The sequence below is a fragment of the Neobacillus sp. plas4 genome, from assembly GCF_057221695.1.
Map to the genome: position 1 here is coordinate 2,449,527 of NZ_CM170152.1, position 12,311 is coordinate 2,461,837.

Below are 12,311 nucleotides of genomic sequence, written 5' to 3' on the forward strand. Positions count from 1 at the left end.
GTAAAATCGGGTAATAAAGGGTGAACAACATGACAAATTCGGTACGTGTGATACCAATTGAATGTAAATTTGGTCCAATTTCTGCCTTTGCCTATTATGTGGACGCACCAGAACCAGCCATTATTGATACTGGTGTAAGTATCTCAACAGTACAAGATTTAGAGCCAACCTTAGCCAAACATGGTATCCGCATAGAAGATATACGTTGGATTTTACTGACGCATGGTCATGTGGATCATCTCGGAGGGGCTTATGGAGTATGGGAAAAAACAGGAAGACAAGCAAAAGTAGTCATTCCTAAAAAAGAGGCCCGGTTATTGCGTGATAAGAATGAACAAATTGTTGATTACAAGTTACTCCAAGGAAAATACATCACTGACCCAACCATCCAGGAAAAACATATCGCCATGCTTACCACAGATATTGGCGGTACCATTGAACCGGACTTAGAAGTAGTGGAGGGTGATTCTATCCATCTGGGGGGTAATATCGCGTTAAAAGTGATTGAAACTCCAGGTCATTCGATCGGTTCTGTGACCTTTGTAGTAGAAGGCTTAAATTGGGCATTTGCCGCGGACGCGGTTCAAATGTACGGCGGGTTTAGCGGCTTACCAACGATTGAGGCACCAACCTTATATCGTAAAAGTATACGCCGTTTGTTAGAAGAAGTTCGTCCAAAAAAATTATTCTTAGGCCATCCATTCCGTGATATCAATGGTGAAATGCAAAGTGCACAAATCGAAGGTGAGCAAGTTGCCTCCGTATTACAAGCAAGTCTTGATAGGGATGCCAACTTAAGAGATTTGGTGAAGCGGCATTTAGCGAATGGTCTTTCTGCTAAACAGAATGGTCTGTATGGGCCGTTTGAATCAATTGCTGAGGAAATTGGCTATACAGGGGATCCAAGGAACTTACCTTGCGCATTTTTTGTAACAATGAATGGTTACCATGAAGAACTTATTGTTTCGCAGGTTAAATGAGAGGAGGAAAATCTTGATGATTCAGAAAAGGTTTGAAAATACAGCCAAGGCAGTTGCTGACATACACGATGGGGCAACATTGCTAGTTGGAGGCTTTGGGGGAAGCGGACTGCCGTCACATCTAATTGCTGCTCTGGTAGAACAAGGAGCAAAGAATCTAACAGTTGTATCTAATAATATTGGTGCCGTTAGCGATGGTGTTGCCTCATTAATCAGTAACAATCAAGTAAAGAAAATTATCTGCTCTTTCCCTGTTGGTCCACATGCTGATGATTTAATTGCCCGTCTTCAGAATGGCTCGATTGAGTTAGAAATCTCACCACAAGGAACATTAGCAGAACGGATTCGAGCAGGCGGTGCGGGTGTTCCGGCATTTTACACACCGACAGCAGCGCACACTGAACTAGGTGAAGGAAAGGAAACACGTATGTATAATGGCCGTTTGCACGTGCTAGAGCAAGCAATCGTTGGTGACTTCGCTTTTATCAAGGGCCACCGAGCTGATCGCTGGGGAAATATTGTTTACAATAAAACTCAGCGTAATTTTAACCCGGTAATGGCGACAGCAGCACGAATTACAATTGCTGAGGTTGATGAAATCGTAGAAGTCGGAGAATTAGACCCAGAGAATATTGCTACACCAAGCGTTTATGTTCATCGCTTAGTAAAATTGGAGGCCGCGCAAGAAGGGAGGGTATTAGTAAATGGTTAAGGAAGAAAAAAAGATTGGATGGTCAAAGATTGAGTTAGCTTCTCGAGTAGCTCAAGACTTAGAGGATGGATGGTTCGTAAATTTAGGTATTGGTATTCCTACACTTGTTGCGGACGTGATTCCTGAAGGCAGGGAAATTATTCTGCATAGTGAGAATGGTCTTCTTGGTTTGGGACCAAAACCAGAACCAGGACAAGAGGATATGGATCTTGTAAATGCAGGGAAGGAACCCATTACATTAAAGCCGGGCGGGTGCTTCTTCTCACAATCTGATTCATTTGCCATGATCCGTGGTGGTCACCTTGATGCAGCTGTACTAGGCGCATTCCAAGTCTCAATGACTGGTGATCTTGCCAGCTGGAAGGTTCCAAATGATCCTCTTGGACGTGTAGGCGGAGCAATGGATTTAACGGTTGGCGCAAAACGTATCTTCCTTTGTATGCAGCATACAAGTAAGGGAAAGCCGAAAATCGTTGAAGAATGTACTTATCCACTTACTGCACCCGGCTGTGTAGATCGAATTTATACGGATCTTGCGGTGATTTACGTAACAGACGAGGGCCTTGTTGTTCAAGAACTCGCACCTGGAGTTACCTTTGAATACTTGCAGGAGCGCACTGCTGCACCGCTTAAGATTCATGCGGCCGGGCTTGCACAAGGAGACCCTGCAAAATAATGGTTAACCATGCGACAAAACTAACCATTGATCGAAGTTCATCGGTGCCCCTTTATAAACAAATCAAGGAAATATTGATTCGTGAGATACAGGCTGCTGTCGGTGAAACGGGTCGCCCAATTAGCACTGAGCATGAACTTATTCAGCGCTTTCATGTTAGTCGGGCGCCTGTTCGCCAGGCACTGAAGGAGCTTGCCGATGAAGGGTACGTTTATCGTGAGAGGGCGAAGGGCACCTTCCCTGTTCAGGAACTCCCAGTTCGACCTCCAGGGGTAGAGTTAGGAGGACTTGTTGGATTTCTTCGCGATCAAGGTTTGGATTGCACTTCAAAAATATTAAGTGTTGACACTGTGTTTTCTACAGTGAAATTGTGCGCAATTCTTGGTCTTACACCGAACGAGAAGGTCCAGAGAGTCTCCCGATTAATCTTTCTCAAAGGGAAACCATTAGTATGGTCGCAGACTTATTTGTCTGTATCGGAGGATATCCAACTGAGTAAACGTGAGGTTGAGAAAGTTGATAGTGTTTTCAGGCTTCTCGAAAATGAACAAGGCATTATTATTTCTCGAGGTGATCACCAAATCTGTGCGTCAAGTGCGAACAGTATGGAGGCAGAGATTTTGGGTACAAAGCATGGGGACCCTGTTCTCGTAATAGAAACAAAGTTGTACACGCGTAATGATAGACTCATAGGCTGGAGAAGGGCTGTTCATAGAGCCGATGAATATAAGTTTTCTCTTACGGTAAATCGATGAGATTGATAAGCGTTTAAAAAGAGTATATCAACAATATTGGACAGGGGGGAATAGGGTGTCAAAAATAAACATTACCGAAGTTGTCAATGAAGGTAAATTTAACCGCTTTTATATTGGGTTATTGGTTTGTTGCTGCATAATTATAGTTTTCGATATGTTCGATTTAGTTATATATGGATCAGTTATCCCAATCCTTATGAAGGACTGGTCGATATCCCCTGTTCAAGCAGGTGCCATTGGAAGTTACGGATTTTTCGGAATGATGCTGGGTGCCATATTCTTTGGTGTTTTGGCCGACAAATTTGGAAGGAAAAAAATTCTTATTTTAAGTGTTGTCCTCTTTAGTATATTTACGTTTTTATGTGCTTTTGCACCTGGCCCAACTCCGTTTTCTATTTTCCGGTTTATTGCCGGTGTTGGGATTGGCGGGGTTTTGCCCAATGTAATTGCCCTACTGACAGATTACGCACCAAAACATATGCATAACATAATGGTTTCAATCGTGATGTGCTGCTTTTCAGTTGGTGGTATTGTAGCCGCTCTCATTGGTATTTATTTTATCCCTCTTTTGGGATGGAAAAGTGTTTACTGGGTAGCTGCGATTCCACTTTTGCTCATTCCGTTTATGATGAAGTTTTTTCATGATTCACCCGCTATTCTGTTGATGAAAGGTCGAATAAACGAACTGCGCATCGTTCTTTCAAAAGTTAATGACAAGGTATCACTGCCAGCAGATGCTGAATTTGTATTAAGTACAGAAAAAGAAGAACCTGGTTCTCCAGTGGCAGCCTTGTTCAAAAATAAACGCGCGCTTGGTACTGTGATGATTTGGATTGCGTTTTTCATGTGCTTACTTATGATCAATGGAGTAAGTACTTGGCTTCCTAATTTGATGTTTAGTGCCGGCTATCCACTTGGTTCCAGTTTAGGCTTTATGATTGTTTTAAATATAGGGGCTATTATTGGAACGTTAATTCTTGGAGGTCTTGCAGATAAATTCGGAGTAAAAAAAGTACTAGTTCCAATGTTTATCATGTCTGCAGTTTCCTTGACGCTTCTTGGCTTTAAAAACAACATGGTGATTCTATATCTCTTGGTATTTATTACTGGTGCATGTACGATGGGGGCTCAAAACATTTCCTACTCCTTTGTATCACAATACTATCCTCCATTAATGCGCTCAACTGCTATAGGGTTTGCTTCGGGAATTGGTAGAATAGGCGGGATTATCGGTCCTACATTCGGTGGCATTCTAGTATCTCTTAATCTATCAGCGCAAATGAATTTCCTTTCGTTTGCCATTCCAGGCATTATAGCTGCTATAGCATTTTCATTTGTTCCTTTAAAACTTGGTAATAACAAAAATATGATAAATAAAAAAGATATCGCTTAGGAGGGAAATGTTAATGAAATCAAATTTAAGAATTGCTATTCTCGGTGCAGGTATTGGTGGGGCGTCAGCTGCGGTTGCATTACGTCATGCAGGATTTAATGTCGACGTCTATGAGCAGGCAGCAGCTATAAAAGAGGTAGGTGCAGGTATCGGTTTGCGTCCGCCATCCATTCAGTATTTCGAGAAATGGGGACTTAAGGAAGAAATTGAGAGAGTAACCCATAAAAGCGTCCAAATAGAGATCCTTTCAGAACAAGCGGAAGTGTTACTTAAGGAGCAATGGCCAGCTTTAACAGATGACCCGAATGAAAAATGGGCGAGATTAATTCATCGCGCAGACTGTCTGGACACGCTTATTAATGCTATACCATCTGAATACATCCATCTGGATCACAAATGTAAAAATATTGTTCGTCATGGAAATTATGCAGAGATTGAGTTTGAAAACGGCCTCAAAGTGGAAGCCGATTTGGTTATTGGTGCAGATGGTATTCGTTCCCTTACCCGGAATCTATTTTTCAGTCAAGCTGAGCCTGTTTTCCACAGCTATCATGCCTATCGTGCTCTTGTTAATGAGGATGAAACATATGGCTTAGCTACTGGTGACACACTCCGAATTGTCGCAAATGATAAAGTCAATTTATATTTACTACCGTTACAATATCGGAAACAAGTTTCCGTCGATATTACCGTACCACACCATGATCGAACTGGTAGACCAAACGTGCCGAAAGAAGACATGCTTAATCAATTAAAGAACTTCCATCCTAACTTCCAGAAGATAGCCGAAGATATTAATCATTGGGATGTTCGTGCACTATATGATATCGATCCAGTCCAACAGTGGAGCAATGAATGCATCACTCTGCTAGGAGATGCTGCCCATTCGATGCTTCATAACCAAGGTCAAGGTGCAAATATGGCGATTCAAGATGCCGGGATATTGGCTGAATGTTTACTAGAAACTGATTCCGTTGCAGAAGCTTTGAAAAAGTATGAGGACCTAAGAAAGCCAGTTTGCCATTTATTCCAAAATTTATCTCGTCAGTTCCACAATGACAAGGAAGATACCTTTTTCCCAGAAAAAGAATTCTTTGAAAATAAGTAATCTTAAAATCTCATCTCAAAATAGATATCTGAAAATTAACTAGAATAGGAATATTCCGTCGCTTAATCAATCAAATAAGCGGCGGATTGAAATACGGAGGTTTCGCAAATGCCTGTACATCCAGAGATAAAAAAAATATTGGATTTCATTCCAAAATCCGAGTCTAAGCCAAAAATCATTCCGGAAGAACATAGAAAAATGTTTGATGCACCTGTTTTACCAGTTGAACAACGTGTACAAGTTTATTCTGTCGAAGAAAGAACAATTACGACTGCTGAAGCAGATATTCCAGTAAGAATTTACACACCAAAAGAAGCAGATTCTTATCCAATTCTTATGTATTTCCATGGCGGTGCCTTTATGTCTGGTACATTAGATAGTCATGATGAAGTGGTTCGCCCGATTTGTATGGAATCCGGCTATAAAGTAATTTCTGTGGGTTATCGACTCGCCCCAGAACATCCATTTCCTGCGGCATTAGTAGATTCCTATAATGTCACAAAATGGGCAACACAACATAAAGACGAATTAAAATGGGATGGGAAGAACCTCGCTATTGCAGGGGATAGTTCTGGCGGAAACTTAGTTGCTGCAGTTTCCCTAATGGCCCGTGATAAAAAGGAATTTACCATTTCAAAGCAAGTATTATTTTATCCATCCCTAGACCTCGACTTTAGTGAATTCCGTTACCCATCATTAGTGGAAAACGGAAAAGGCTATTTCGTAGAGAGCGACCAATTAGCAGAAATTAATTCCTTCTATTTAATAGGGAATGTGGATACCGATAATCCGCTTGTTTCACCGATTCGAGAAAAGAATTTAGAAAAACTTCCAGCATCTCTCGTCATCACAGCAGAATATGACCCATTTCGAGATGAAGGGGAACTATTTGCACAGAATTTACAAAAATGCGGTGTACATGCAGAAGTAAAAAGATATGAGGGTGCAACTCATGGCTTCTTAGGTAAATTCACTCATTTAGATGAATATAAAGACGTTTATAAACGAACAGCTGATTTTTTAAATTCAAAGTAAAGAATTTGTAATTTACGTTTTCGTGGATGTATGAAGTTTATAAATTTCAAGGGAAGTGATCATCTGGCAGAAACCGTCGGCACTGCGTTTGGTCACTTCCGTTTAATGTGCAGGGAGAAATTGCTAGTACGGGGGGTAGCCTTAAGGGAGGTGGACATCGGCACTTACTAAAAAGTATTATAAATTGGATTCTTTAATCATGGTTTAAAGGGACAAGAGTGCTAGAAATATTCTCAATCTTCGGAATTTTGCTTCTTAGAACACCACATTATATATTCCTATTTCGGGGGCTATTAATAGCATGCCAATATTTTAAACTTTCAGATCTGAGAGTTTGGCTGCCTCATTAATCCTGAAATCCAGATGATTGTAAATTTTACTAATCAACTCGGTATCTACGTATTTTATGATTTATGATTAAAAGCTATAACAATACGTGATTTTAAGGAAGGGTGTTTTATTTAATGGAAAAGAAAAAGTTTTGGACGTATGAAAATAAGTTAGTACTAATCGTTTTCTTCACAATCGGTTTCGTATTCTTTGACCGTTTAGCGATTAACTATCTATTCCCAATGATTTCAGCAGATTTAGGACTAAACTACACGCAATTAGGATTACTTGGTGCAGCGCTTGCATTAACCTGGTCAGTATCGGGTCCACTAGGCGGATTCATTTCAGATAAGGTTAAAAGTAAGAAATCAATGTTAGCACTTTTAGTTTTGGCATTTTCCATTGTTTCATTAATGCACGGTTTAGCACAATCATTTGCGATGTTATTCGTACTTCGTCTATTAATGGGGATTGTAGAAGGTCCTCTGATTCCACAGACACAATCGATTTTAGCAATGGAATCTTCTGAGCGCCGTAAAGGATTTAATTTAGGCTTCACGATGAACACAAGCAACGCCTTATTCGGCAGTATTTTAGCACCTGTAGTAATCGTTGCATTAGCAACAAATTTTGACTGGCATACTGCATTCTATTTAACGATTATCCCAGGGATTATATTAAGCATAGTGATCTTTAAATCAGTGAAAAATCCTGATTCAGCGAAATTCCATGCAATGCATGCGATTAAATCAACTGAAAAAGTAAAAGTGAAAGATGTTCTTAAACACCGTAATATTTGGTTATCCATTGTTGTTTTCAGTCTAGTTATGACAACGCTTATGGCATTCCAAATTTTTGGACCAACGTATTTAGTACAAGCCAAAGGTTTATCTGATACTACTATGAGTTTCGTAATGGCTTCCTTTGGGGTGGGATACGCGATCTTCGGTTTCTTAATACCTACTATTTCAGAGCGAACTGGTCGTAAACCAGCGTCCTTAGTTTCTGGCTTTTTATTAATTCTGATTCCGCTATCTATCGTTTTCGTGGATTCCATTCCATTAATGATGCTGCTTTTATTCATTGGTTCTGCTGGTTCAGGTGTCATTGGTATGTCGATGTCCGTTATTCCAGTTGAGTCTGTTCCATTACAATACTCAGGTCTTGCGATTGGATTAACCATTGGCATTGGTGAGTTAATCGGCGGATTCTTAAATCCGATGGTGAATGGTGCTTTAGCAGATATATATGGTATTCAAACACCATTATACGTTGCGGCTGCTGCTGGCGTTCTTGCGTCCTTTTTAACGTTCTTATACAAAGAAACAGCACCATCTAAAGTTAAATTTAATCCAGAAAAAGATGTTAAAGCTAGTTTACAAGTATAATAGTAGAATTAAAGGGAGAGTAGAATAGATGACACGAAAACTTTTGATCTTTGTTTTGTTAATTGTTATGGTAATAAGTGGCTGTGGTACAAAGGAATCAGCCTCTGCCGATAAAAAGCCACTAGAAAATAAAAATGGCAGCTCAGCTTTTGAAACAGTTCCTGCAGGTTTCCGAGTAGTGACAGTGGGTTCAGGCAACCCAAAAACGGAGGTTGGCCGAGGGGCTCCAAGTACACTGGTTCAATTTAAAGATAAATATTTCTTAGTGGACAGCGGTGAAAATACAACGAGTACACTATTAAAGATTGGTCTTCCTGCAGAAAAAATTACAAATATGTTGTTTACACATCAACATGTGGATCATAACGGCGGCTTTTGGAACTTTTTCATTGATGGCTGGCAGGGACCTACAGGAAGGCGTTCCCTTAATCTAGTAGGACCTCAGGTCCAAGAATTTTATGATACGACAGTTAATTTTTTTAAATCAGATTTAGAGTATCGTTCAGGTTTGGGCTGGCCAAAGGATGGTATTTTTACCAATGTGAATATTAACGATTTTACAGGGGATAAATATCAGTTTGAACTCGATGGTGTAAAAATTACATCCATCCCTGTCCCGCATACAGTTCCAACCTATGCCTATCGTTTTGAGGCAAAGGGACAAAGTGTAGTTGTATCAGGTGATTTAACCTATTCGAATGAATTTGCCAAGTTTGCAAAGAATACCGATATTCTAGTGATAGATGGTATGTTAGCGAGTGATTTTTCATTTGTACCCGAACAAGCGCGCGAAAGTTTAAAGAATGGGTTAAAACAATCTCATGCTACACTAGAAGACCTTGCCAAAATGGCAGCAGAATCAAAGGCTAAAAAACTTGTCTTAACCCATATCGGTCTAGGTAAGGTAGATATACCGAGTATTTCAAAGGTATTTTCAGCTGCAGGTTATAAAGGGGAAATTATTGCTGCTGAAGATGGACTTGTGATTAATCCATAAACCGATTATTTCATGGTGAAACAACAAAGCCCGCCTCATCAAACGATGTGGGCTATGTTGTACTTTTCTTTTTGAGGCGGTGATAGAAGATGTTTAAAAAGAACAATATAGAGGTATATCCTGTTATGGTTCCTACTTCCAATAAATTAGAAAGTATTAACTTTTTCTTAGTTAAACATGAAAATTCCCTCCTTTTAATTGACGCTGGTTTGAACAATGATGAATGCTGGAACGCCTTACAAATGACTCTAAAGGATCATGATTATACACTAACTGATATCACAGCCATTTTACTAACGCATAACCACATCGACCATATTGGTTTGGTCAACACCATTGTATCCACCCATTCCATTCCCGTATATGCCCATCCTTATGCTAAACTTATACTTAATAGAGACCCTCACTATATGAAATTGCGCGTAGAGTTTTTTAGAAAGCTATACCAAGAGATGGGATGCGGCAAGTTTGGTGAGACACAAGCAGCTGATTTACGTAATCCTATTACAATTGGTGAAAATAAAAAAATTCATTGTGAAATCCAAGAAATCACTACTAACCAGCTTTTTGGTTTTGAAGTCCTTAAAATTCCAGGGCATGCTCCGGACCAAGTAGCCTTCTATAATAGAGAATGTAACTGGCTATTTGCGGGTGATTTATTGATTCAACATCTACCTAGCAATGCTATGGTTGAACCAAATATTGATGGGACCCGTACAAAATCATTGGCTCAACAAAAGCAGTCATTAGAAAAATGTTTGTCACTAAATGCAGATCTTGTTTTTTCCGGACATGGCAGTATCATAGAAAATCCTACAAACCTAATAAAAGAAAGAATAAAAGAAATCGATGAGAAAGCCAGCAAATACATACCTATCATTCAATCCGGGATTTCAACTGCAAGCGGCATTGCCAAGTTATTATATAAAGATAAGTATGAAAAGAAATTTTTTAACACTATGTCTAAAATTATTGGATATCTCGATTATCTTGAAATACAAGGGAAAATTACGAAGGAAATAAAGAAAGGTATTTGGCATTATCATTGTTAAAAAGGGAGTTGATGAGGGAATTAGCTCCTATTTTTGTAAGGAAAAAGGTGTACAAAATGAATTCCTTTTAAAACATGGTGCTAATTTAATGGACTTTAGCAACTCCATTATTTATTCTAGTAATAGAATTGACACAGTAAACGAATTTCTTGCGCGTTATGCATCTGGATGGAGGAGCGTGTAAATGGATACAAAATCGATGATGATTGACATAGCAAAAAAACTATTTCAACAAAAGGGATATATAGGTGTCGGTTTAACCGAGATCTTAAAAGCAGGGAATTTTTCAAAAGGGTCCCTTTATCATCATTTTCCTAATGGAAAAGAAGAATTACTTATTGCCTGTCTTCAGTCAATGAGTGAAGGGATGACCAATGATATCGAGGATATATTTGAACGTTATCCTACAACAAAGGAAGCCACGGCTGCCATGATTAACAAGTTAATCGCAAATTTTGAATCAGAAGGAACGATTTCTGCCTACACGTTTAGCTCTATTATTAGCGAAATGGCATTACTTAGTGACCCAGTCCGGAATGCCTGTTCAAACTTATACATAAAAATGCAAGGTATCTATATAAACAAGCTGATAGCAGACGGCATTTCAGAGGAATCTGCTAAATCCATTGCTGTCATGATTACGGCTTCAATTGAAGGTGCAATATTGCTCTGTTTAACACAAAAAACAAGTGAGCCATTTAAAATTATCTTGGATGTTTTACCTACTCTTTTAAATTATAAATCTGAGCAATGAGGTGGGGGGAAGCCTTATGAATGTATCTTTTGAAAAACTAGTAAAGCCTACCACAACCCATGTTGAATTATTTCATCGCTGGGAAAACAATCCAGATTTAATTCCATTAATGCGTCCTAACCAGAACAAGTTAGACTTAGAACGTCGGGAATACGTAACCCTAGAACATTTAAATCAACGACTTGAACACCATCATACCTATTTAATTTATCTAGAAAACAAATTAATCGGTGAAATGAATTTTATGGTGGACCCGGGCCACCTTTACAAAAAAGAGCCTGGAACTGCCTGGATAGGTATCACTATTGGTGAGCCAGAAGGCAGGGGAAAAGGGATTGGGTATAAGGCCATAAAAAACTTAGAGGAAGAAATTAAGAAGCATGGCTTATACCGTGTTGAATTGGGGGTGTTTGAATTTAACACCCAAGCACAAAACCTCTACCGGAAACTAGGATATCAGGAAATTGGTGTGATCGAAAATTTTACCTTTTGGCAGGATAGAATGTGGAAGGATATTCGGATGGAGAAATATTTAGGGAATAGTAACTAGCCAAATCGTTAGAAGTTCATGGAAAGATATTGTATGATGTTAGAGTATAAGACGAATACTTAACATATGGTTATTATTGGTTTTGTTTTTTATTTAAAGATTCTTGAAATAATCAGGAGGAAAAAAAGATGTTTAATGAAGAATATGAATTATTACTGAAAAAATCAACGGAGGTTGCTCCGGAATGGCTAAAAAGTGATATAGAAACTATTGTGAATAAAGCAGGGAAACATATGGGCGTGAGCTATGTCATTGCAGAGCTTCACGAAGGATATACATTTAACCTGAAACACATTATTTCAGCCATTAATTTTTCTGATGAATGGTCCAGGGTGGCGAAAGAACGTCTAAATTTTGTTGACAATAACATTGACGTTATTGTTGCAATCTATAATGAAATAAAACACAAACAATTATCCCAATGAGATAAAAAATTAGCTGCTATCCAGGCGGCTTTTTTTTTATGTAAGTTCTTAATGATTGAAACATAACAAGGTTTCCACTATAATTAAGTTAGGTTAAATATTTAGTTTTTTAAAATGTTAATCATAATTTATGATAAGTGGGGAAGGAGTTTGGGA

At 39.0% G+C, this 12,311-nt stretch carries 13 protein-coding genes; all 13 read left to right on the top strand.

All coding sequences use genetic code 11. The features are described 5' to 3' along the window. Positions 1 to 29: 29 nt before the first annotated feature. Positions 30 to 980 carry an MBL fold metallo-hydrolase gene (locus AC2TFD_RS12210; protein WP_484675741.1) on the top strand — a complete coding sequence of 317 codons (951 nt, stop codon included), beginning with the start codon at positions 30 to 32 and terminating at the stop codon, positions 978 to 980. A gap of 16 nt (positions 981 to 996) precedes the next feature. Further along, complete coding sequence (locus AC2TFD_RS12215; protein ID WP_484675742.1) at positions 997 to 1,692, top strand: 3-oxoacid CoA-transferase subunit A; 696 nt, start codon at positions 997 to 999, stop codon at positions 1,690 to 1,692. Then, positions 1,685 to 2,368 carry a 3-oxoacid CoA-transferase subunit B gene (locus AC2TFD_RS12220; RefSeq protein ID WP_484675743.1) on the top strand — a complete coding sequence of 228 codons (684 nt, stop codon included), beginning with the start codon at positions 1,685 to 1,687 and terminating at the stop codon, positions 2,366 to 2,368. The genes AC2TFD_RS12215 and AC2TFD_RS12220 overlap by 8 nt, the downstream gene beginning before the upstream one ends. Further along, complete coding sequence (locus AC2TFD_RS12225) at positions 2,368 to 3,123, top strand: GntR family transcriptional regulator (protein WP_484675744.1); 756 nt, start codon at positions 2,368 to 2,370, stop codon at positions 3,121 to 3,123. Before AC2TFD_RS12220 ends, AC2TFD_RS12225 begins: the two co-directional genes overlap by 1 nt. Before the next feature lie 55 nt (positions 3,124 to 3,178). Continuing rightward, positions 3,179 to 4,516 (top strand): MFS transporter, encoded by a 1,338-nt coding sequence (locus AC2TFD_RS12230; protein WP_484675745.1) that lies wholly within the window; start codon positions 3,179 to 3,181, stop codon positions 4,514 to 4,516. A 13-nt stretch (positions 4,517 to 4,529) separates the two neighbouring features. Next, positions 4,530 to 5,624, top strand: coding sequence for an FAD-dependent oxidoreductase (locus tag AC2TFD_RS12235; protein ID WP_335567681.1), 1,095 nt, complete (start codon positions 4,530 to 4,532; stop codon positions 5,622 to 5,624). A 108-nt stretch (positions 5,625 to 5,732) separates the two neighbouring features. Next, on the top strand, positions 5,733 to 6,659 hold the full coding sequence (locus AC2TFD_RS12240; RefSeq protein ID WP_484675746.1) for an alpha/beta hydrolase: 927 nt from the start codon (positions 5,733 to 5,735) through the stop codon (positions 6,657 to 6,659). A gap of 464 nt (positions 6,660 to 7,123) precedes the next feature. Further along, positions 7,124 to 8,377, top strand: coding sequence for an MFS transporter (locus AC2TFD_RS12245; protein ID WP_484675747.1), 1,254 nt, complete (start codon positions 7,124 to 7,126; stop codon positions 8,375 to 8,377). 28 nt (positions 8,378 to 8,405) lie between these two features. Beyond that, positions 8,406 to 9,374 carry an MBL fold metallo-hydrolase gene (locus tag AC2TFD_RS12250; RefSeq protein ID WP_484675748.1) on the top strand — a complete coding sequence of 323 codons (969 nt, stop codon included), beginning with the start codon at positions 8,406 to 8,408 and terminating at the stop codon, positions 9,372 to 9,374. An 89-nt stretch (positions 9,375 to 9,463) separates the two neighbouring features. Continuing rightward, the gene (locus tag AC2TFD_RS12255) at positions 9,464 to 10,426 is read left to right on the top strand and encodes an MBL fold metallo-hydrolase (RefSeq protein WP_484675749.1); all 963 of its coding nucleotides are present in this window, start codon (positions 9,464 to 9,466) and stop codon (positions 10,424 to 10,426) included. A gap of 184 nt (positions 10,427 to 10,610) precedes the next feature. Beyond that, on the top strand, positions 10,611 to 11,180 hold the full coding sequence (locus AC2TFD_RS12260) for a TetR/AcrR family transcriptional regulator (protein WP_484675750.1): 570 nt from the start codon (positions 10,611 to 10,613) through the stop codon (positions 11,178 to 11,180). A gap of 16 nt (positions 11,181 to 11,196) precedes the next feature. Beyond that, complete coding sequence (locus AC2TFD_RS12265) at positions 11,197 to 11,730, top strand: GNAT family N-acetyltransferase (RefSeq protein WP_484675751.1); 534 nt, start codon at positions 11,197 to 11,199, stop codon at positions 11,728 to 11,730. A 128-nt stretch (positions 11,731 to 11,858) separates the two neighbouring features. After that, positions 11,859 to 12,155: a hypothetical protein gene (locus tag AC2TFD_RS12270; protein WP_335567675.1), complete on the top strand. Its 297-nt coding sequence runs from the start codon at positions 11,859 to 11,861 to the stop codon at positions 12,153 to 12,155. The last annotated feature ends 156 nt before the right edge of the window (positions 12,156 to 12,311 follow it).

What these genes read in the sequence shown, in the direction of transcription:
- AC2TFD_RS12270 (WP_335567675.1), top strand. Translation starts at nt 11,859, where the DNA reads ATGTTTAATGAAGAATATGAATTATTACTGAAAAAATCAACGGAGGTT.
- AC2TFD_RS12210 (WP_484675741.1), top strand. Translation starts at nt 30, where the DNA reads ATGACAAATTCGGTACGTGTGATACCAATTGAATGTAAATTTGGTCCA.
- AC2TFD_RS12225 (WP_484675744.1), top strand. Translation starts at nt 2,368, where the DNA reads ATGGTTAACCATGCGACAAAACTAACCATTGATCGAAGTTCATCGGTG.
- AC2TFD_RS12255 (WP_484675749.1), top strand. Translation starts at nt 9,464, where the DNA reads ATGTTTAAAAAGAACAATATAGAGGTATATCCTGTTATGGTTCCTACT.
- AC2TFD_RS12245 (WP_484675747.1), top strand. Translation starts at nt 7,124, where the DNA reads ATGGAAAAGAAAAAGTTTTGGACGTATGAAAATAAGTTAGTACTAATC.
- AC2TFD_RS12215 (WP_484675742.1), top strand. Translation starts at nt 997, where the DNA reads ATGATTCAGAAAAGGTTTGAAAATACAGCCAAGGCAGTTGCTGACATA.
- AC2TFD_RS12260 (WP_484675750.1), top strand. Translation starts at nt 10,611, where the DNA reads ATGGATACAAAATCGATGATGATTGACATAGCAAAAAAACTATTTCAA.
- AC2TFD_RS12235 (WP_335567681.1), top strand. Translation starts at nt 4,530, where the DNA reads ATGAAATCAAATTTAAGAATTGCTATTCTCGGTGCAGGTATTGGTGGG.
- AC2TFD_RS12240 (WP_484675746.1), top strand. Translation starts at nt 5,733, where the DNA reads ATGCCTGTACATCCAGAGATAAAAAAAATATTGGATTTCATTCCAAAA.
- AC2TFD_RS12265 (WP_484675751.1), top strand. Translation starts at nt 11,197, where the DNA reads ATGAATGTATCTTTTGAAAAACTAGTAAAGCCTACCACAACCCATGTT.
- AC2TFD_RS12220 (WP_484675743.1), top strand. Translation starts at nt 1,685, where the DNA reads ATGGTTAAGGAAGAAAAAAAGATTGGATGGTCAAAGATTGAGTTAGCT.
- AC2TFD_RS12250 (WP_484675748.1), top strand. Translation starts at nt 8,406, where the DNA reads ATGACACGAAAACTTTTGATCTTTGTTTTGTTAATTGTTATGGTAATA.